The 18,356-nt window shown below is 44.7% G+C and carries 24 protein-coding genes; 7 read left to right on the top strand and 17 right to left on the bottom strand.

The features are described 5' to 3' along the window. The first annotated feature begins 8 nt into the window (after positions 1–8). From THEBA_RS04310 to THEBA_RS04290, 5 genes are read left to right on the top strand one after another with little or no spacing between them, the layout of a single operon-like run. Entirely contained in the window at positions 9–845 is an 837-nt protein-coding gene (locus tag THEBA_RS04310) for a 2-oxoacid:ferredoxin oxidoreductase subunit beta (protein ID WP_014730595.1), read from the top strand. Next, positions 842–1,453 carry a 2-oxoacid:acceptor oxidoreductase family protein gene (locus THEBA_RS04305; protein WP_014730594.1) on the top strand — a complete coding sequence of 204 codons (612 nt, stop codon included), beginning with the start codon at positions 842–844 and terminating at the stop codon, positions 1,451–1,453. Before THEBA_RS04310 ends, THEBA_RS04305 begins: the two co-directional genes overlap by 4 nt. After that, complete coding sequence (locus tag THEBA_RS04300) at positions 1,450–1,881, top strand: diacylglycerol kinase family protein (RefSeq protein WP_014730593.1); 432 nt, start codon at positions 1,450–1,452, stop codon at positions 1,879–1,881. The genes THEBA_RS04305 and THEBA_RS04300 overlap by 4 nt, the downstream gene beginning before the upstream one ends. Further along, complete coding sequence (locus THEBA_RS04295; RefSeq protein ID WP_014730592.1) at positions 1,878–2,726, top strand: M23 family metallopeptidase; 849 nt, start codon at positions 1,878–1,880, stop codon at positions 2,724–2,726. Before THEBA_RS04300 ends, THEBA_RS04295 begins: the two co-directional genes overlap by 4 nt. Next, the gene (locus THEBA_RS04290; protein WP_014730591.1) at positions 2,723–3,175 is read left to right on the top strand and encodes a DUF523 domain-containing protein; all 453 of its coding nucleotides are present in this window, start codon (positions 2,723–2,725) and stop codon (positions 3,173–3,175) included. The genes THEBA_RS04295 and THEBA_RS04290 overlap by 4 nt, the downstream gene beginning before the upstream one ends. On the opposite strand, the gene THEBA_RS04285 is transcribed toward THEBA_RS04290, so the two are convergent. Genes THEBA_RS04285 through THEBA_RS04255 form a run of 7 tightly spaced genes read right to left on the bottom strand, consistent with a single transcriptional unit; the run spans position 3,159 to position 8,121 of the window. After that, complete coding sequence (locus THEBA_RS04285; RefSeq protein ID WP_014730590.1) at positions 3,159–3,779, bottom strand: hypothetical protein; 621 nt, start codon at positions 3,777–3,779, stop codon at positions 3,159–3,161. The two genes, THEBA_RS04290 and THEBA_RS04285, sit on opposite strands and share 17 nt — an antisense overlap. Positions 3,780–3,785: 6 nt before the next feature. Continuing rightward, positions 3,786–4,244 carry a hypothetical protein gene (locus tag THEBA_RS04280; protein ID WP_014730589.1) on the bottom strand — a complete coding sequence of 153 codons (459 nt, stop codon included), beginning with the start codon at positions 4,242–4,244 and terminating at the stop codon, positions 3,786–3,788. Between the two features lie 15 nt (positions 4,245–4,259). Next, a complete protein-coding gene (locus tag THEBA_RS04275) occupies positions 4,260–5,360 on the bottom strand; it encodes an NADH:ubiquinone reductase (Na(+)-transporting) subunit F (RefSeq protein WP_014730588.1) in 1,101 nt (366 codons plus the stop codon). A gap of 13 nt (positions 5,361–5,373) precedes the next feature. Next, complete coding sequence (locus THEBA_RS04270; protein WP_014730587.1) at positions 5,374–5,967, bottom strand: electron transport complex protein RnfA; 594 nt, start codon at positions 5,965–5,967, stop codon at positions 5,374–5,376. Between the two features lie 12 nt (positions 5,968–5,979). Beyond that, complete coding sequence (locus THEBA_RS04265; RefSeq protein ID WP_006492535.1) at positions 5,980–6,579, bottom strand: NADH:ubiquinone reductase (Na(+)-transporting) subunit D; 600 nt, start codon at positions 6,577–6,579, stop codon at positions 5,980–5,982. A gap of 1 nt (position 6,580) precedes the next feature. After that, the gene (locus THEBA_RS04260; RefSeq protein ID WP_014730586.1) at positions 6,581–7,201 is read right to left on the bottom strand and encodes an FMN-binding protein; all 621 of its coding nucleotides are present in this window, start codon (positions 7,199–7,201) and stop codon (positions 6,581–6,583) included. After that, entirely contained in the window at positions 7,198–8,121 is a 924-nt protein-coding gene (locus tag THEBA_RS04255) for an RnfABCDGE type electron transport complex subunit D (RefSeq protein WP_014730585.1), read from the bottom strand. The genes THEBA_RS04260 and THEBA_RS04255 overlap by 4 nt, the downstream gene beginning before the upstream one ends. Positions 8,122–8,187: 66 nt before the next feature. Here THEBA_RS04255 and THEBA_RS04250 point away from each other — a divergent pair, with 66 nt between their 5' ends. Further along, complete coding sequence (locus tag THEBA_RS04250) at positions 8,188–8,448, top strand: type II toxin-antitoxin system Phd/YefM family antitoxin (protein ID WP_006492531.1); 261 nt, start codon at positions 8,188–8,190, stop codon at positions 8,446–8,448. A gap of 12 nt (positions 8,449–8,460) precedes the next feature. Then, positions 8,461–9,600: an ABC transporter ATP-binding protein gene (locus THEBA_RS04245; protein ID WP_014730584.1), complete on the top strand. Its 1,140-nt coding sequence runs from the start codon at positions 8,461–8,463 to the stop codon at positions 9,598–9,600. 60 nt (positions 9,601–9,660) lie between these two features. Here the strand turns inward: THEBA_RS04245 and rpsT are convergent, their stop codons facing one another. The 10 genes from rpsT to THEBA_RS04195 are packed head-to-tail and all read right to left on the bottom strand — an operon-like array spanning position 9,661 to position 18,354. Beyond that, positions 9,661–9,939: a 30S ribosomal protein S20 gene (gene rpsT / locus THEBA_RS04240; protein WP_006492528.1), complete on the bottom strand. Its 279-nt coding sequence runs from the start codon at positions 9,937–9,939 to the stop codon at positions 9,661–9,663. A 44-nt stretch (positions 9,940–9,983) separates the two neighbouring features. Further along, positions 9,984–11,165 (bottom strand): methionine adenosyltransferase, encoded by a 1,182-nt coding sequence (gene metK, locus THEBA_RS04235; protein ID WP_014730583.1) that lies wholly within the window; start codon positions 11,163–11,165, stop codon positions 9,984–9,986. A gap of 22 nt (positions 11,166–11,187) precedes the next feature. After that, the gene (locus THEBA_RS04230; RefSeq protein ID WP_006492526.1) at positions 11,188–11,493 is read right to left on the bottom strand and encodes a hypothetical protein; all 306 of its coding nucleotides are present in this window, start codon (positions 11,491–11,493) and stop codon (positions 11,188–11,190) included. Positions 11,494–11,498: 5 nt separating this feature from the next. Then, positions 11,499–12,512 (bottom strand): M23 family metallopeptidase, encoded by a 1,014-nt coding sequence (locus tag THEBA_RS04225; protein WP_014730582.1) that lies wholly within the window; start codon positions 12,510–12,512, stop codon positions 11,499–11,501. Continuing rightward, entirely contained in the window at positions 12,509–13,756 is a 1,248-nt protein-coding gene (gene hflX, locus THEBA_RS04220; protein WP_269078294.1) for a GTPase HflX, read from the bottom strand. Before hflX ends, THEBA_RS04225 begins: the two co-directional genes overlap by 4 nt. 7 nt (positions 13,757–13,763) lie before the next feature. Then, a complete protein-coding gene (gene hfq, locus THEBA_RS04215; protein WP_006492522.1) occupies positions 13,764–14,006 on the bottom strand; it encodes an RNA chaperone Hfq in 243 nt (80 codons plus the stop codon). Further along, positions 13,999–14,919 carry a tRNA (adenosine(37)-N6)-dimethylallyltransferase MiaA gene (miaA, locus tag THEBA_RS04210; RefSeq protein WP_014730580.1) on the bottom strand — a complete coding sequence of 307 codons (921 nt, stop codon included), beginning with the start codon at positions 14,917–14,919 and terminating at the stop codon, positions 13,999–14,001. Before miaA ends, hfq begins: the two co-directional genes overlap by 8 nt. After that, a complete protein-coding gene (locus THEBA_RS04205; protein ID WP_014730579.1) occupies positions 14,916–15,698 on the bottom strand; it encodes a class I SAM-dependent methyltransferase in 783 nt (260 codons plus the stop codon). The genes miaA and THEBA_RS04205 overlap by 4 nt, the downstream gene beginning before the upstream one ends. Then, a complete protein-coding gene (locus THEBA_RS04200) occupies positions 15,695–15,907 on the bottom strand; it encodes a hypothetical protein (RefSeq protein WP_041928075.1) in 213 nt (70 codons plus the stop codon). Before THEBA_RS04200 ends, THEBA_RS04205 begins: the two co-directional genes overlap by 4 nt. A 35-nt stretch (positions 15,908–15,942) precedes the next feature. Next, a complete protein-coding gene (locus THEBA_RS04195; protein WP_014730578.1) occupies positions 15,943–18,354 on the bottom strand; it encodes a carbohydrate ABC transporter permease in 2,412 nt (803 codons plus the stop codon). Between the last annotated feature and the right edge of the window lie 2 nt (positions 18,355–18,356).

Genomic DNA, 18,356 nt, shown 5'->3' with positions numbered 1-18,356 from the left:
AGGAAATCATGGCTATCGCAAGGCTAACTAAGTATTTGAGGCAGGATAGAATGCCTCACGTTTGGTGTCCCGGTTGTGGGAACGGTGTCATTATGAAAGCATTCATAGATGCTGTCGACAAAAATGCCCTCGATCCAGACAGAGTCTCTGTTGTCTCGGGAATTGGTTGTTCTTCAAGGGTAACGGGCTATCTTAACTTCAATACTATGCATACTCTTCACGGTAGAGCAATTGCGTTCGCAACGGGAGTAAAGCTTGCTAGACCTGAGTTTAAAGTTGTTGTGATGGGTGGGGACGGAGATATTCTCGCAATTGGCGGAAATCACTTCATTCATGCTTGCAGACGGAATATGGATATAACGGTGATAATATTCAACAACAATATATATGGAATGACCGGAGGGCAGTACTCTCCAACCACACCTCATGAGAAAATCGCATCGACTTCTCCGTACGGCAATGTAGAGAACTCATTTGACATTGTCAATCTGGCACTTGCCTCGGGAGCGACATACGTCGCAAGATCAACCGTCTTTCACTATGCACAGATGGTTCAACTCATCCAGAAAGCCCTCGATCACAAAGGTATGGCAGTAATAGAAATAATGACCAACTGTCACACATACTACGGTAGATATAACGCCATGTCACAACCTGAAGACATGCTTGCCTATTTCAAGAAGAACACAGTACAAATTAACAAGGCTAGGACAATGTCTCCTGAGGAATTGGCCGATAAAATCGTGGCCGGTGAATTCGTAAACAAGAATGCTGATACATACAGCGATAGCTACAGAAAAAAGATCGAGGAATTGATGAAGGCAGAAAGAGGTGACAATGGATGAAACAAGCGTTCACACAACCTCATTCAGTAAGGATTTCGGGTATTGGAGGCCAAGGCAACGTATTGATGGGAATAATTCTTGCCGAAGCCCTTATTATTCAAGGAAATTGGGTAGTTCAAACCCAATCCTACGGGGCTCAGGTGAGGGGCGGACTCTCGTATTGTGATGTGCTTTTTAACAGTGAACCAATCGACTATCCCAAAGCTCATTCCTTCGAACTAATTTACTCGATGCATCAGACGGCTGTAAACGCTCATGTCCCTCTCTTACATGTGAACGGAGTACTGATAGTCGACTCCACCCTGGTCAGTTCTATTCCAAAAGAAGGAGTAAGAATGACCAGAAAGATTATTCAGAAACCAGTCACCGAGCTTACTGAAAAAAAATTTGGCAGCACTCTTCCAGCAAACATGGTCGGATTGGGCCTAATAGCCAGAGCGGGAAGTTTCGTGACTACTCAGTCCCTTAAAGAGGCCATGACGAAACATATTAAAGCGAAATATGTTGAAATGAATGCCCAGGCGATTGATTTCGGTTACTCACTAATAGAGAAGTCTTACAGTATTAGAAGAGAAAGAATCGATTCTGTCGGCCGGGGATTCGAATGAGAAAGTTTGTTAGAAGCCTTGGGAACGCTACTAACGGTATAAAACATCTTCTAAGAGAGAGGAACTTCAGGATCCAGCTTGTGATTGGGGCCGTTATTCTCTCTCTTGGTGCGCTGATCCAAGTAGATAAGAATGATTATTATTGGCTGCTTTTCTGTACGTTTATGGTATTACTACTGGAAGGAATTAACACTCTAATAGAGAAGCTTGCAGACATTTTGCGACCATACTATGACGAAAGAGTACGAGTATTGAAGGACACAGCGGCTTCCGTGGTACTCTTAGGAAGTGCGGTCTCAGTACTGATAGGTTTATCCATTATTTTACAAACGATTTTTGGTTCGCATTTTGCCGTTGGACTGCTTTTTGGTATAATCATTTTGGTTGTCTTCTTTTCTTTAGGGCTTTTTGGAGGTGGCAGGGAATGAACCGTCGGGTCATTCTGTTATTCTTATTTATGTCTTCGCTGTTGATGACTCGCAGTTTCGCGTATTTTCTTGTTACATACGTGGTTAGAGCGGGAGATTCGATTCATACTATTTCGAGAGACTTGGACGTTAGCATCTCAACTATTATTGATTTCAACAGTCTTAAAAATCCCAACAGTATAAAGGCCGGGGATACGCTTCGAATACCCCAGCCGGATGGTTTGATCTATGAAGTTCAGTCGGGCGACACCTTTGACTATATCGCCAAACTTTTCTTTTCTCCCGTTGATGAACTAATTGCAGCCAACAATCTTAAGCCTGATTCCGTTATCAATCCGGGACAAAGAATCTTCATTCCTATGTCGTTGGTCAATCTATACCAATATATTCCCCAAAGCTCGCCTTTCAGGTGGCCAATATACGGAGTCATTTCATCAGACTACGGCTGGAGAACCCACCCTGTTACCGGGCAACCTTCTTTCCATTCAGGACTTGATATCGCCGCACCGGAAGGGACGCCGATATTTGCGGGTTCTGGAGGTACGGTTGTTTTTGCTGGTGTAAATGGCGGCTACGGAAACATGGTTGAGATTCAACATGATAACGGTTACTTGACACGTTACGGTCATATGAGCAAAATCAGCGTTTATGTTGGTCAGAGGGTTGATGCGGGATCACTGATCGGTCGGGTAGGAAGCACTGGGGTCTCTACGGGGCCTCACGTTCACTTCGAAGTAAGAGATCCAAGAGCAAACACAATGAATCCATTATCAATGCTTCCCACACGTGATCTGATGTACGTAATTAGAAGAGAGGACGATGGAACTGCCGCCGGTGGTAAATGACAAAGATACTTGTTAGTGCTTGCCTGATTGGTGTGAACTGCACATACCGTGGAGATAATAACCTGTCCTTAAAGCTTTTAGAGCTTGTTGACAGGTTTGTTTTTTTGCCAGTATGCCCGGAACAGCTTGGAGGACTTCCGACACCTCGTCCAAGAGCGGAAGTCACAACCTCTGCTGATTGGAGGGCAGCGAAGTTGGTGTTAGATCAGTTTGGAAATGATGTCACTCAAAACTATTTACGGGGGGCGGAAGAGGTGCTAAAAATAGCCAAACTATCTGGAGTTAACATAGCTATACTGAAATCAAGAAGCCCCTCTTGTGGATGCAGGGGCATTTATGACGGAACCTTTAGTGGAGTAATGGTTGACGGTATGGGAATCACTGCGGAACTTCTTCTAAAGAACGGTATCGAAGTCTACTCTGAAGATGAGACTAACTTCTTATACTAGAATCGAAAAGCTCCGTTAGAATTAGCCGCTCTTCATCTTCTTCAAGCGTAAATCCTGGACTCTTTACCAGCACGACCCATTTCCCTTTCTGCCAGATGAGAGTTTGATCCCGTCCCCCAAATCTGACGATTTTTGCGTAATAGTAGTCTGGTTTTTTTATCCTTCCGAGATCCCTGGTTAGCACAGACGCTTCCACGAGGAACAACGTGTCCCAAACGCTTCTTGCAGAATCAACTGAAAATGTCTTCCAAATATACACATTGATATTTCTGGAATTCAGCTCAAACTGAAGGCAGACAACCGAATTATCCTCAGGTGGGTAAAATACGCGTATGCTCTCCCCGTCTTCTCGGTCCACAGAGACTCCGTTTGCGAGACCCTGGTCAGGCGGAAACGGCGCTTCTCCAAGAAGAGAGAAAACATCGTCATTGAAAGTCAAATCGGAAAGGTTCACTTCTTCAGAGGGAACTACAACTTCTATCTTGTATCCAAAGGCATAATACGATACAAAGGCAATAAGCAATACCACAAAGAAGACCGTAAACAGGGCTCTGTTTCTCGAGGAATATTTCTTACCGTTCTTGCCTGAATTCAAAATTCCCATCTGCAGTCAAACCAGCTCTAGAATCTTCGCAATTCTTGTGGGATCAAGTCTATAAGGTGAACCTTTGCCCTGAAAAAATCCATGTTCTCGTATTAAGTGAATGGAGATCGGTGAATAATCGATCTCTTCCTTCAGAGCGATATTTCTCACATTGACGTTTACCTTCTTTGAAAGATGACCATGGCGAAATGGACATGGAATGTAACCTCTGCTTTCCTCCACAATCACTACAAAACGATCGTCGACCTTCACGGGGGAGCCGAATCCTCTTTCACCCTCCTTCATCAGCATTTCCAGCTTGTCTGCGATAATCTCGTTTGTAAGGCCAAGTTCTTTGACGGTTATCTGGTCTTCACTGATTATATCAACAAGATTCCTGTCATCATCACCCAAAAAACCAGGACCGGTGATATTTCCCGCTCTCATATTTTCTTGAATTCTGTCGAAATCCGGAGTTTGTTTCATTTTCTCACCTCCACCCTATCCGAATTTGTCGTAGAATATTTTTTCTTCGAGTACTTTGTGTCTAGTCAAGACACGTATGCAGGCATTTATCATTCCCGGACTGCCACAGAGATACGCTTCTCTGTCAATCTCGTCTCCTTGCTCGGAGAGATACCTGTCCACAACATCTGTTATCAATCCAGTTTCCCCTTCCCAATTATCTTCTGGCAGTGGATCAGACAGTGCTGGAATGAAATGAAAATTGGGCATCTTTCTTTCAACCTCTTTCATCTCCTCAAGGTAGAACAGATCTCTCTTGCTTCTTGCTCCAAAGAAATAATAGGCATTTCTTTTCACTTCTCTTTCCATCATGTCAAAAATTATTGATTTGATGGGAGCCATTCCAGAGCCACCCGCAATGAATATTATATCTGAATCGGTGTCTCTCAAGTAAAAGTCGCCAAAAGGCCCAAGAATCCTAATTCTTTCTCCAACTTTTAGCATTTTGTGAACGTAAGTTGTGACAATCCCGTTCGGGACAAGTCTTATCAGCAATTCGACACCGCTCTTAACCGAGGGTTGCGAGGACATCGAATATGCCCTCATTGTCTCACCCTTGATATCTCCATAAGCTGGAACTATCAGCTGCACATACTGACCTGCCTTGAATTCGATCTCATCTTCCAAATCAAAGAAGACTTCCTTGATGTCGTGTGTCACATCCGTTATCGATGAAACACTAGCGATGTATTCCATTATATTGAACAATTCTTCAGGGATCTCGATTGATATATCACTCTTAACCTTAATCTGACACGAAAGCCTAATGTTGTTTTTCTTCTCTTTCTCGGAAAGATATGGTAGTTCTGTCGGGAGAATGGGCCCGACGTCTGTCAAAACCTTTACCCTGCAAAGTCCGCAGCTGCCTTTTCCTCCGCATGCAGAGGGAATGAAGATCTTCTCACTTGCAAGCGTAGACAGAAGCGTCGCTCCGCCTTTCACTTTCAAGTCTTTCGAATCATTTACTCTTATACTAACTTCTCCATAGTTGTTCACAAGGGCATCCGCAATAGTGAGAATTGCAGCAAGCAGCGCCGAAATTCCTCCGATCACAAGAGCTGATATGACTATTTGCAATCAAAACACCACCTTATTGAACGGGCAACATGCCCGAAAAACCCATAAAGGCAAGTGCCATGATTCCGATAATTATCATTGTAATGCCTGGGCCAACCAATTGAGGAGGTAGATCATTCTCTCTCATTCTCATGCGCATTGCAGACAGTGCGACTATCGCAAGCCACCAGCCAGCACCAGAACCGAACCCAAAGAACAGAGACTGGATGAGGCTGTACTCTCTGATTATCATGAAGAGAACTCCACCGAGAATTGCGCAATTGACTGTGATGAGGGGTAAGAAGATTCCCAAGTTGATGTAGAGAGTCGGAGAGAATCTTTCAATGATCATTTCCAGGAACTGCACAAAAGCAGCGATTACAACAATGAACACTATGTACCTAAGATAATCGAGATTCAGAGGAACTAATATGTAATAGTAGACTATGTAGTTGAGAACAGAAGTAAGCGTAAGAACGAATGTCACTGCCATACCAAGCCCATTGGCAGTTTTTATGTCTTTAGAAACCGATATGAAAGAGCACATCCCCAGGAAATTGCTCAGCACCATATTACTTGTCAATGCCGCCGCTATCATTATTACAAATGGATTAAGTGGAACTCCCATCTAAACCCCCCCTTACTTCTTCTTGACGATCGGCGTTCTCGCGATCCAGATTATCGCACCTAAAATAAAGAAGGCGCTGGGAGCCATTATCATTATCACCCAAGGAGTGAAACTTTCCGGCATAACTCTCACTCCAAAAATCGTGCCAAAACCCAGAAGCTCTCTTATAAAGGCTACGGCAAGAAGAATCAGCGAATAGCCAATTCCCGCGGAGACGCCGTCGAGAAAGGAAAGAATCGGACCGTGAGACTGGGCAAAGGCTTCTGCTCGTCCCATAATGATACAGTTCGTTATTATCAACCCAACATAAGGACCAAGAGCCTTGCTGATAGAGGGTAGATATGCTTTGAGGACAATATCGAGAATTATCACGTAAGTTGCAATAATAAGAACCTGAATCATCATCCGCACGTTTCTTGGAATCAGTTTTCTGAGAGCGGAGATGGTCAGTGAAGAGAAAGCGGTAACGAAGATTAGACCTACTCCCATAATCAGAGTGTTTGTCAGGTTGTTTGTGACTGCTAGAGCAGAACAGATCCCCAGAATCTGCACTATTACCGGATTATTCTTCCAGATGTTTGCAAGAAAGACCGTCTTCTTGGAATCAGCCATTTTATTTCACCACCTCGCGAACGACGGGTAATACAGAATTAATCGCCTTGTTCAAGAGGATCTGTATTGATTCAGATGTTCTGGTGGCTCCCGTAATTGCGTCAACTCGAGCATCTTCTTTAGAGACAGTATCCTGTCCCGTAACCACAGCCACTCTTGCAGAGGGATCTGAAGAGATCTGCTCTCCTCTGAACTGCTCCTTGAACCGACTTTCGTCAATTCTACCTCCAAGACCGGGCGTCTCCGAGTGGCTGACGAAATCTATTCCGGTAATCCTCGTTCCCTCCTCATTGAATGCAATAAGTGCCGTAATTGTCCCCCACAAACCCGGACTCTGTACTGTAAAGGCTAACTCCTTTGAGCCATCTTTGTTGACAATGTAAACTGTCTGATCCCCGGTGATCTCTTCAATCCTGTTGCCATAAAGCCCTAGAATTTCCTCATCTGAGACTGAGTCGATGTCTTCTGCGAGATTAAACACGTAAACGAGAGATCTTTGGAACTCGAGTTGTTCATTCTTCTCGATCGTGCCGGAAGCCAAAGCGTTAATGCCAGCAAGACATAAAACGAAGATCGTCGTGAGAACAAAGGTAAATACTACTGAGTACAATCTGCCACTCATGCCCTCACCTTCTTCGGGGTGTTAAGGTAATCTAGAAGAGACGCAAACGTGTTTGCAATGAGAACAGCAAACATGAGACCCGCACCGAAAAGAGAGAAAGACCCTATTATCACCGCTAGTGAACCGATCATAGCTCCATATATCCATTTCGACTTTTCTTTCTTCGGAGCGCTTACAGGGTCGGTGGCCATGAATACTGCCCCAAACAATATACTACCTCCAATAATCCAGTGAAACGGGCTCATTTTAGAAGGGTCGAATATATAGACAATCCCTGACATGACAAATGCTGACAAAAGCGTCGAGACAATTATCTTCCACGAAGCAACTTTGGTGATAATAAGGTACACAGCTGCAGCTGCTATCAACCACTTTGCTGTTTCACCTGATGAGCCGGAGATATTGCCAAATATCATCCTCCACGCACTTACACTTCCTCCACTTCTGATGACATTCGCTGGAGTAGCCATGGTAATGATATCGGAGCTGATCCAGCGAACGAATCCCTGTCCCCAGCTTTGAACCGCCGGCGTCCAGCTCTGTTGAACGGCTGCGGGAAAGCTAATATAGACAAAGGCCCTTCCTACCAAGGCCGGATTGTAGAGATTCTTCGCGAAACCCCCGAAGGCCATTTTCGCAAAGATCATCGCAAATGAAGAGGCAACAATTACAATCCAGAAGGGCACTGCCGGTGGAAGAATCAGGCCAATCAGAAAGCCGGTGACTATTGAGGCCTCGCTGACGGGTTTTCCCTTTTTCTTTTCGAATAACCATTCGACAAAAACCGAGATGAGAATGGATAGAAAAACCTTGGAAAACACTACCCAGCCGAAATTACCGACAGCGAAGATCAGAATTGGAAGGAGAGCGTAGATTACCTTTCTCATCATTGGTTGTTTCAAGAAAAACTTCTTCGCCATCTCTGGCACCTCCAAAGCTTGACTATAATTATGGTCATGCTGTATAATGGTCCCGAGGTGGTTCCTTTGTCAAGATTACATGAGCTCTCTTTTTTTTCTCTGGCCGAAGCAAAAACACACTTTTCAAAGGTCGTTGACGATTGTGAGAAGGCCGATATAATTATAACAAAAAACGGTCTTCCCAAGGCTGTAGTGATGGACTATCGCAAGTACGTGCTCTTCAACAGGTTTCTTGAGAGGGTTTATGATCTCTATTTAATGGACGCTGGCGATGAAGCGATGGATGTTGAAATAAAGGATCTTATTGTTCAAGTCGACGATGATTGACGGAGGTGTAAGATGGCAGAAGTTATCCTCGAGAAGGTAGGTAAGACTTACCCAAATGGAGTCAAAGCTGTTTTGGATGCAAATCTGGAAGTAAAAGACAAAGAGTTCCTTGTTTTACTGGGCCCTTCCGGCTGTGGAAAGACAACGACATTGAGAATGATAGCCGGATTGGAAGAAATCACCGAGGGAACAATAAAAATCGGTGGTAAAGTCGTTAACGATGTCGAACCTAAGGATAGAGACATCGCTATGGTTTTCCAGAATTATGCTCTTTACCCGCACATGTCTGTTTATGAGAATATGGCATTCGGATTGAAACTTAGGAAGACACCCAAGCCCGAGATTGAGGAAAGAGTCAGGGAAGCTGCCAGAATCCTTGGAATAGAGCAGCTACTTGATCGAAAGCCAAAGCAGCTTTCCGGTGGTCAGAGACAGAGGGTTGCCGTTGGAAGAGCGATAGTTAGAAAGCCAAAAGTCTTCCTCTTTGACGAACCTCTATCCAACCTGGATGCGAAGCTGAGGGTGCAGATGAGGGCGGAACTGAAGAGGCTCCACCAGAATCTACAGGCAACGATCATCTACGTCACTCACGACCAGGTTGAAGCAATGACAATGGCAGACAAGATTGTCATAATGAAAGATGGCATTATTCAGCAGATAGGTGATCCTTATTCGGTCTACTTTGAACCGAGAAATAAGTTTGTCGCGGGGTTTATAGGAACTCCAGCAATGAACTTCATAAGCGCAAAGCTTGTATCCGAAAACGGTAGTGTTTGGGTCGTCAAAGAAGACATGAAACTTCTGGTCCCTGAAGACAAGGTTGACAAAGTTAAAGGTTTGGTCGGTAAGGACATCACATTCGGCATAAGACCGGAGGATATATACGACAAGATGTACGCCGTCGCGCCAAAGGATGAGTATACAGTCAAGGGCAGTGTAGACGTTGTTGAACCTCTAGGTAGCGAAACGCTTATCCATGCTAACATTCACGGAGATGACATTGTGGCGAAAGTAGACCCAAAGAGCAGAGCGGTTGCCGGTGACAAGATGGATCTTGTTTTCGATATGTCGATGATGCATTTGTTCGATCCTGAGACTGAAGAGAACGTCCTCGCTGGGACACATCAGGACGCAACTCCAGAGAATCTTTGATTGCTGCTGTTGACAGCAAAAAAAGGTGGCTAAAGCCACCTTTTTTCATTTTTGATTGTATTATCCTCTCGTTTCGACGTATGTTTTCACTTTTGAGGTCAATCTAGCCTTTTTACGGGAAGCCGTATTCTTGTGTATCGTCCCGGACTTAGCCGCCTTATCGAGAGTAGAATATACTTCACTGAGCATGGACGAAACGAGCTTTGGATCTTCACCCTCTTCTATAGCTTTATACAGCTTCTTTGAAGCATTCCTAAATTTCGTTCTGACAGCCTTGTTCATCATTGTTTTCTTGGCGGTCTGTCTTACTCTCTTTTTTGCTGATGCATTGTTAGGCACTTATCACTTCTCCTCCTTTCGAGATTTACCTGTTTATTGTATCATCAATCCAGTGCTTTCTTCAATTGGTCTACCGCATCGGTTTCTTCCCAGGGAAGATCAACATCAATCCTGCCGAAATGACCAAATGCGGCTATCTGTCTGTAGATTGGTCTCCTGAGATTCAAACGGTCTATGATGGCAGCGGGCCTGAAGTCAAAAACCTTTAGAACGGCCTTCCTTAATTTCTCGAGATCCACCTTCTCCGTATCGTGAGCATCTATCATGAACGACACGGGTTTTGCAACTCCAATTGCATAAGCCAACTGAAGTGTTACTCGTTCCGCCAATCCGGCGGCTACGATGTTCTTCGCGGTGTATCTGGCCATGTAATGGGCCGACCTATCAACTTTCGTCGGATCCTTACCGCTAAAGGCGCCTCCGCCATGAGGTATCCAGCCTCCATAGGTATCGACAATAATCTTTCTCCCGGTCAAACCAGTATCGGCCGAAGGTCCACCCTTGACAAAACGCCCGGTTGGATTCACGAAGATTTCGACGCCCTCAAGCAATAGATCATGCTCGATTACCGGAGCTACCACATTGTCAACGACAAGTCTTTCGATTTCGTGACTGGTCAGATCGGGATCATGCTGTGTTGAAACTACAATAGCAGTCACACCAACCGGTTTTCCGTCTTGATACTTAACGGTAACTTGGGTCTTTCCATCAGGCCTGAAGCCTTGGACGGTTCCATCCCTTCTAACCTGACTGAGTCTTCTGGCAAGTCTATGGGCGAGAACGATAGGCAAAGGCATCATTTCCGGCGTCTCGTTCGTTGCGTAACCAAACATCATACCCTGATCACCGGCTCCAATAAGTGCGTATCTATCTACATCATTCTTCTTTGCCTCATAGGACCTGTCAACTCCAAGAGCTATATCCGGTGACTGCTCGTCTATACTTGTGAGAACTGCACAGGTTTCCCCATCGAAACCAAACTTAGCCCTGTTGTATCCAATATCGAGAATTGTGTCTCTGACAACTCTCGGAATATCGACATAGGCTTTTGTACTTACCTCTCCAGCAACTACTGCAACCCCTGTAGCAAGAAGAGTCTCAACTGCGACCCTCGAGTTCTCATCCTGTGTTAACATTGCATCCAAAATTGCATCGGAAATCTGATCGGCCATCTTATCGGGATGGCCTTCCGTAACACTTTCACTGGTGAACAACCAAGTCTTCATAACTGCCTCCTACAAAATGAATCTATTCTTCATATTCTTCTTTGGAAATGAATCTACCGCCAACAATTTCGAAAGACAAAGGTTTGAAAGCTCTATTGAATTCAGCAGTGATCTGAATCCTGTTCTGACAGTTGCTGCCAATGAACTCTTTGTCGAGCCTGTAAGCACCCTTACCCTTTCCATAGTTTACACTGACATCGTAATACTTTCTAAGATGGCTTCTGAATTTCTCTCCGCACTTGTTGCACTGAAAGTGCACAACCACAGTGTTCCCGTTGTCGTAAAAGGGATTCCTGCCAATATCGCGCGGCTTCTTCTTGAAAAACATCTGAATTACCTCCTCATTTCAATTCTGAAGTCTTTCGAAGCCTCGTTCCCCCAGTGATCTCGAACTACCACTCTCGCATCTCTAGGATTTGTCCAGTCGATGTCATCCCAGATGTTTATTGGCAGGACACTGAGCGAAATCCTCGAGTTTAAGTTGAACCAATAATCCGATTCCGTTGATGGTGATGAATATATTTCGCGAACCTTATCGACTTCGTCCAATTCAAATGATACGAAATCTATCTGGTAGATCAAACTGTTCTCTACGTACAGCTCAATAGTCTTGGGACTTATCGGATGCCTCAGCTGCACCTTTGCGTGAAGATCCAGTGGAGTGTTCGGAGTCATTTCTATCGTTGGTTTACCTTCCGAAAATGAGTACGTTTTTCCGCCCGCTCTTATGTCAAGTATTTCAATTGCTGGAGTTGGAGAACCTGTATCGAAAAAGAATCCCGGATTGATTATCGTCTGCATTGTTGAATCCCTAACCTCCAGATGAAGATGAGGAGGAACATTACCGCTGTTTCCTGACTTTGCGACAACATCGCTCTTTCTGAAAAGAAGCTCTCTAGGGTCAAAGGTTACTTCGACATACTGATCTCCAAACTCAGAAATTAGCTGGTGATAAAGATCATTTAGTTTTCTTCCCGTTAACGTAGAAGTGTCCCCGACTTCATTAACGTGCGCAAAGATCACATTGATACCTTCCTCATTAGTAAGAATATTCGTGACTTCAGGAAGCGTAAGGGCTATCCCAATGCCATATATAGGATGGTTTATATAGATCTGGTGCACATACGAATCGTCTGGAGAACGAAGATCAAGTCCCACAATACTTCCAGTTGAGTAATCCATTCCCATGTGGAAATGCTCGGGATAGTTGATATTTTTGGAATTCCCCCTAAACTCGCCAAAATAGCCCGTTATCTCCGGTGCCCTCTTCAAAGGAAAAAGAAGTGTCGCCGAAAACAACATTCCAGTAGTCAGAATTACCAGTATGACCGATAATAACCTCTTCATTTTCTTCCCTCCTCACATATAGAAGAAATGAGCCGTTCATTTATCTCATCGGAGGACAAATATACGATCTCGATGAGCTCTCTGTCAAAGCTCTCAGAAAGCACTTCCACGGAGTTTCTAAATCTCATGAAATTCGAAAACTCGGCAGGAGTCAATCTCAACGTTCTTCTGGACTTCTCACCAAAGAGTTTCCTTGTGATTTCATTAAGTATGCCCTCAATGTTGTAGCTTCTCAGTGCACTTACCATTACTGAATCTGGAAAGGATCCTTCCAGTTCGGCCAGTCTTTCATTCGTACAGAGATCGATCTTGTTCAGAACGTGAATTCTTCTGATCTCTCCCGCACCTATTTCACGTAGAGTACGGTCTACTACGGAGTACTTGTCTTTGATTGCCATGTCAGATGCATCGGAAACTACCACAAGGATATCGGAGTACTTCACTTCGTCCAACGTGGATTTGAAGCTCTCCATCAACTCGTGTGGCAATTCTCTTATGAATCCAACTGTGTCGGAAACCAGTAACTGCATTCCAGCCGGCAACTTCGCTTTCCTGACTCGGGTATCGAGCGTTGCGAAAAGCTTATCCTCTATGATTAGATCCTCGCTGCTAATCTCGGAGACTAACGATGATTTCCCAACATTTGTATAGCCAACAAAAGAAACAAGAGGTACCGAAGATGACTGTCTCTTCTTGCGTGATATTTCTCTCCGTTTCGCGAGTTCTTCGATCTCTTTTCTGAGGCGAGAGATTCTGTCCTGAGCCTGCCGTCTATCTATCTCAAGTTTCTTCTCCCCAGGCCCTCTTGTACCTATACCTGCTCCGGTTTGTGAAAGCATCCTGCCAAATCCCTTCAGTCTCGGAAGTTGATACTTAAGGCTGGCGAGCTCTACTTCGAGTTTTCCCTCTTTGGTTGTCGCATGTTCAGCGAAGATTTCAAGAATCAACTGCGTTCTGTCTATGACATGTATCCCCAGCAGTCTTTCAAGATTCATCGCCTGAGACGGCGATAACTCATGTCGCGTTATCGCAAGAGATACACCAAAGGCTTCAATCATTCTCTTCGCAAAGTCAACCTTTCCTTTTCCAAGGTAGTGTCTTGGATCGGGATAATCAAGATTCTGAACGACGCTTTCCGTTACATAATAACCGGCAGTTCGGGCGAGCTCTTGAAGCTCGCCCAGTATTTCTGTTTTCATATCCTGTTCTTCAGACGAAAAAACAGCGACAAGTAAAGTGTCTATACTCTCTTCAGTCCTCCTTCTTGCCCGAAGTATTCGTTAACTTCACATACTTCTGAGGAACCATCATCTTGATAGCATGCTTGTAAACAAGAGTCTGTTCCTGACCATCTTCAAGCAGCACAGTGAAATTGTCGAAAGACTTGACCATCCCCTTCGTCTGGAACCCACCTTCGAGATAGATCTTGACTTCGATCCGGTTAACCCTTAAAAGATTCAAGAAACGATCCTGCAAATTGAACTTTTCAGCCATTCTTACCCCCCCAAACTGAGAGAATCGTATTTTCAAGAACCTGAGCCGCCTCATTTCCGAGAGTGGACAGGTCAATTCTCAAAGCTTCTCTGTATCTTCTGAACCAAATAATCTGACGACGAGCGTATCTTCTAGAGTTTACGATAATCCGCTCACTGGTATCCGTAAGGGATACTCCACACTTTATATATTGTACCATCTCAGCGTAACCTATTGTCTTCAGTGCGTTGAGTTCCGGAGCATAACCCATCTCGAGAAGCCTCTCCGTCTCTTCTGCAAGACCAGAGTCAATCATCCTGTGGACACGTGCCTCGATTCTTCTGTGCAGCTCGTCCCTTTCTCTCTGTAAAATCACTATACCAAACTCTCCCGACATCTCGCTCTCTTTATGGAATTCAGTTAACGGTTTCCCTGTTCTGAGAAAAACCTCAAGATATCTGACAGTACGTTTCAAATCATTTTCGTGTATCGTTTCAAAGGCTTTGGGATCGACTTTCCGAAGCAGCTCTCTTAAGAACCCCTTTTTTTGTGATTCGATTTGTAGCAGGGCTTCACGAATATTTTCATCTCTCGCCGGAACATCCGCCAATCCTCTGATCAGGGCGTCAGCATACAGGCCCGTCCCACCGGCCAAAACAGGGATTTTACCCCTTGATTTAATCTCCGCGATGAATTCGAGAGAGAGCTTCCTGAATTCCATCACGTCGAAACTCTCATCGGGATTTCGAATGTCTATTAGCCAATGCTTAAGCAGAGATAGTTCTGTACGTGTTGGTTTTGCAGTACCAATATCCATGAAGCGATAAATCTGACGAGAATCCACGGAAATCACTTCTATTGGAAGTCTTCCAGCGATTTCCAGCAGAAGTGAAGTCTTCCCTACGGCAGTTGGACCTAATACTAAAGGGATCATTTCTTTTCAATCACCCCATATAATACTCCACTTTTCTTACTTCCCCAGAGTCTATCGAAGTGAAGACCAAGCTCCTCGAAAAGAGTGTCTCTCGTTCTGCTCTTAATTATGAATCTCTTCGAAGCAACCCGTATCATTTCATCCACATCAGACCTTATTATTCTCTCATATACGGCAAAGGGTCTTAGCGGATTGATTGAATGGGAACTCAACTGGGGTCTGTCAAACATAGGGTCACAGTAAACAATATCGTAAGAGTTGTCTGCACAAGACTTTACGAACTCCCGCAGATTAATATTATGAAGTTCGATTCTTGTTGATGCCTCTCTTATCCATTCATCAGTGTAAGGGTAGTTTCGAAGGCCATGGGCGACTACTCTGAATATGTGTTCGGACGCTTCAAGGCCAACGACTTTGCCCCGAGGCAAGAAGTGTGCAATGAGAAGCGCCTCGTTTCCCAGTCCAAAAGTAGTGTCTAGGACTACTTCTTCCCCTGAAAGCTCCATGCTGTTTATCAGGTAGTCAGAATTTTGAAGCTTGATGTTCTTGTATCTGACCTTCGACATTCCCGGGTGAAAGAAGAAAACAGATTGTCCAGCCTTTATGGAAAGCTGACCATTCTTATCAAACACGTAATAGAAATCAACGGGACTCTCTTTCTCAAATTCCCTAAGTCGGCCTCTCGAAACATACTTCACTCCCAGTTCCTCTGCCAGAGTTCTGGCATTCACGACTTCTTCTCTAGTAGGCTTGTGAGAGGTTGTTACTACGAATCTCATCTATTTCCTCCAGTGTCATTTTGCGGCATTCCCGGAGCCAGTTGCCTTAAGAGCTCCAGTTCAGATTCCTTGATTTCGATTTCTTTCTCGAGAGCATCATACTCCCTCTGGAGGTTCTCGAGTTTTCTCTGAGCCTGCTTGTAACGTGCTATTGCGTTATAGTTGTTGATTAACAGGAGCGAAAAAAGCAGCGCCAGAAAGATGAACAATCCAAGCGGAAATCTCGCCCTATTCTTCTTGCTTTTTATTTGAGACCACTCCTGGCAATTCCGGCAATGAAGTACTTCTGGGTAATCAGGAAGAGAATTACGACCGGAATTATGGAAAATGTGGCGGCCGCCATCAGTAGATGGTAATCACTTCCCGTTGCAGAACTGAAATTCTGAAGTCCAACCGGTAAAGTCCTGATCTCAGGACTCTTCGTAACTATAAGGACCCAAAGGAAGGAATTCCAACTACCGACGAATTTCAGAAGCGCAGCGGTTATGACAGCGGGTTTAGAAAGCGGAACTAGAATTGTCCATAGAAAGCGCCACTTAGAAAGGCCGTCAATCATAGCCGCATCGTATAGTTCGTTCGGGATAGTCATGAAATGCTGTCTCAACAAGAATATGGCAAAAACGGAAACTACCCACGGAACAATTAGGGCGTAATACGAGTCAATCCAACCAAGGGCAGTAAGCGTGATGTAGTTGGGCACAAGGAGTACTTCTCCGGGGACCATCATTGTCGCCAGGAAGAGAGTGAACAAGAGATTTTTCCCGAAGAACTCCATCTTTGCAAATGCAAAGGCCGCCATAGCTGCAAAGATTATCTCAACAAATGTTGTCACGGTAGCTACGAACACAGTGTTGAAGTAATACCTGCCGAAAGGGGCAGCGTTCCATGCTGTGACATAATTTTGAAAGAAGTTGCTAATAGTCTCTCCCAGAGTAAAATTCGCCTTGCCGGCGCATTGGTCGTCTTTGAGCCAGACCGCAGGAATTCCTTTCAGCTTTATGTCGAAAGATTTCGCACCGGACGGGGAAATGATACCCCTGTAGTAAACTCTTTCAACTTCATCGGGTTTACTTGAGAGATCAAGTTCGCTGAATATATCGGAATGGACTCTGGAGAAAGTACCTATTAAGTCGGTCTCTCTCCATCTTCGTCTTATCAATTCTGCAAACGGTTCGTGGCCACTGATGTTTGCCTGCCTATCCAGGCTCGCTACAACGCCCCCGACTCCAATCGTCTGACCTGCCGCTGAGGCCACTTCCTTAATCAGTGTGATGAGACTCGAATAAGGTGTCTCTTCATCCATCGCGCTATTGACTTTCTCATCGAGGACTGGATCAGAAGCAACCAGAAGCGAAGTTCTCAGGAAATTCATGGCATCATTGATTGCTTCGAGTGGTGTCTGCACATCCGAGAAGTATTTTGAAAGACTCTCCTTAAAATTGCTATCAAGATAGTTCAGGAGGATTGCAACTGCGTTCCGTACATTAGACGGATTAACCTTGGTAAGCAAGTGGGTTCTCATTTCCTCATCAATATCCCACCGATTCACAAAGTCGGACAGCAAGGAGTGCACTTCAGAATCGGTCCGTATCTTTCCCACTATTGAAGCGCTTGAAAGACTCTCATTCTGTGATTCGTCGTAGAAAATTCTCAAGTCGGAATACAGATTCAACAAGTCCATCCACTGAATCAGTCCAGAAGGTACGGCTTCAAGAGATCTTTCGATCTGCCTCACCGAAATAGAGACTCTGGAATCTCCAGCAGAGATTTCTTGAGAAAGCGTGACCACTTCAGAAGCAACATTCCTGATAGTATTTATGCTGTCTCTCAAATCTTCAACCACTTTCTCCAGTTCGGTCAAATCGGTGACCCCAGTACTCCCAGTTCTATAAGGCTCGAGATTCTCTATTGAACGCGTAAGCTCAGCTACCGGGTTTTCGAAAAGTCTGGCCGACTCTTCCCGGATTCTCTTTTTGATCGCTTTGCTTTCATCAGTATCTATTGGCAACTCTTTCATTGCAGTTTCAACGCTTTGCGCCAGTCTTTCGATTGCTTTCGAATACTCCGTTTTGAGCGACGTTACGAGAATAACTCGCCTAACAAAACCATTGTCTCCATACACAGCCACGTTAAAGAAGCTGTCCAGAAAGCGGCCAACATCATCTACAGGAAGATCTTTCAAATCTCTCGAAACTGAGTCCGGGAAATTGGTAGCAAGTGTATGATACCGTTCAATTAGAGATTCAAATCTCTGCCGATCAACCTCCGTCGAATAGTCGGCAGGAGAACCGTTTGTCTCCAAGAGCTGGATCTCGATTTCGCCTCTCCTAATGGGGTCATCATCAAGATTAACGGTCACTGTATCAAAACTTGCAGACTCCTCCATAAGGGCGGCGAAGTTTCTGAATTCGCTGAGACTTAAAGCCGAGAGATCTACTGAAGCACTTGCGCTCTTCTGCTTGATTTGTGTCTTGAAAGTGAAGGAACTTGCTGCATTCTTTGTCGTCCATACTGGGGGCCAAGTCGAAACTTCACTGGGCGCCTTGAAGGAGGTCGCAACCATCCAGGCAAATGGAATCAGCATCAGAAAGGCTCCACCGACAATTACTACGTAGAGTAGAATTTTCGAGATAATCTTAGTCGACGATGTAGTCATCT

Origin of the sequence: Mesotoga prima MesG1.Ag.4.2, assembly GCF_000147715.2 — a bacterium.
In the GTDB taxonomy this organism is placed as follows: Bacteria; Thermotogota; Thermotogae; order Petrotogales; family Kosmotogaceae; genus Mesotoga; species Mesotoga prima.
The sequence above is the reverse complement of the archived record's forward strand: the minus strand, read 5'-3'. Positions and strand labels throughout refer to the sequence as shown.

Coding starts and splice junctions, on each gene's coding strand:
- THEBA_RS04230 (WP_006492526.1), bottom strand. CDS start 11,493: ATGTTTTTCAAGAAGAAGCCGCGCGATATTGGCAGGAATCCCTTTTAC.
- THEBA_RS04265 (WP_006492535.1), bottom strand. CDS start 6,579: ATGGCTGATTCCAAGAAGACGGTCTTTCTTGCAAACATCTGGAAGAAT.
- THEBA_RS04310 (WP_014730595.1), top strand. CDS start 9: ATGGCTATCGCAAGGCTAACTAAGTATTTGAGGCAGGATAGAATGCCT.
- THEBA_RS04195 (WP_014730578.1), bottom strand. CDS start 18,354: ATGACTACATCGTCGACTAAGATTATCTCGAAAATTCTACTCTACGTA.
- THEBA_RS04295 (WP_014730592.1), top strand. CDS start 1,878: ATGAACCGTCGGGTCATTCTGTTATTCTTATTTATGTCTTCGCTGTTG.
- THEBA_RS04270 (WP_014730587.1), bottom strand. CDS start 5,967: ATGGGAGTTCCACTTAATCCATTTGTAATAATGATAGCGGCGGCATTG.
- THEBA_RS04290 (WP_014730591.1), top strand. CDS start 2,723: ATGACAAAGATACTTGTTAGTGCTTGCCTGATTGGTGTGAACTGCACA.
- THEBA_RS04285 (WP_014730590.1), bottom strand. CDS start 3,779: ATGGGAATTTTGAATTCAGGCAAGAACGGTAAGAAATATTCCTCGAGA.
- THEBA_RS04280 (WP_014730589.1), bottom strand. CDS start 4,244: ATGAAACAAACTCCGGATTTCGACAGAATTCAAGAAAATATGAGAGCG.
- THEBA_RS04305 (WP_014730594.1), top strand. CDS start 842: ATGAAACAAGCGTTCACACAACCTCATTCAGTAAGGATTTCGGGTATT.
- THEBA_RS04260 (WP_014730586.1), bottom strand. CDS start 7,201: ATGAGTGGCAGATTGTACTCAGTAGTATTTACCTTTGTTCTCACGACG.
- THEBA_RS04300 (WP_014730593.1), top strand. CDS start 1,450: ATGAGAAAGTTTGTTAGAAGCCTTGGGAACGCTACTAACGGTATAAAA.
- THEBA_RS04245 (WP_014730584.1), top strand. CDS start 8,461: ATGGCAGAAGTTATCCTCGAGAAGGTAGGTAAGACTTACCCAAATGGA.
- metK (WP_014730583.1), bottom strand. CDS start 11,165: ATGAAGACTTGGTTGTTCACCAGTGAAAGTGTTACGGAAGGCCATCCC.
- THEBA_RS04225 (WP_014730582.1), bottom strand. CDS start 12,512: ATGAAGAGGTTATTATCGGTCATACTGGTAATTCTGACTACTGGAATG.
- hfq (WP_006492522.1), bottom strand. CDS start 14,006: ATGGCTGAAAAGTTCAATTTGCAGGATCGTTTCTTGAATCTTTTAAGG.
- THEBA_RS04255 (WP_014730585.1), bottom strand. CDS start 8,121: ATGGCGAAGAAGTTTTTCTTGAAACAACCAATGATGAGAAAGGTAATC.
- miaA (WP_014730580.1), bottom strand. CDS start 14,919: ATGATCCCTTTAGTATTAGGTCCAACTGCCGTAGGGAAGACTTCACTT.
- THEBA_RS04205 (WP_014730579.1), bottom strand. CDS start 15,698: ATGAGATTCGTAGTAACAACCTCTCACAAGCCTACTAGAGAAGAAGTC.